The sequence below is a fragment of the Bacillus sp. SIMBA_154 genome (genome assembly GCF_046536015.1).
Lineage (GTDB): Bacteria > Bacillota > Bacilli > Bacillales > Bacillaceae > Bacillus > Bacillus pumilus_P.
The window spans coordinates 1-244 of the sequence record NZ_JAWJBV010000549.1 but is presented as its reverse complement, the minus strand read 5'-3'; the positions used below and the strand labels follow the sequence as shown (position 1 = coordinate 244).

Annotated in this window: 1 protein-coding gene; it reads right to left on the bottom strand. The window is 34.0% G+C overall.

The features are described from left to right. Positions 1–105, bottom strand: a 105-nt coding sequence (locus R0K30_RS23120) for a Sir2 family NAD-dependent protein deacetylase (RefSeq protein WP_410613328.1), incomplete at its 3' end; no start/stop codon positions are given. Positions 106–244: the final 139 nt, after the last annotated feature.

The window sequence follows — 244 nt, the reverse complement described above, 5'->3', positions numbered from 1 at the left end:
CGTATAATTTTTACTACCAATGGTCCAAAAGCCATCCTCACCACGAAAAGTAGGAATGCCACTAGCGGCACTCACTCCAGCACCTGTAATGTATAACGTATTCATAAAGCCATCTCTTATTTTCAATAAACCTATAATACTTTATGACACTGTATATTTGAGGCTTCACTTTTTTTGCTATTAAATTATTTTAAGCTACGGTCATAAACTTAAATAAACACGGGTACCAAAGAAACTCTTTATA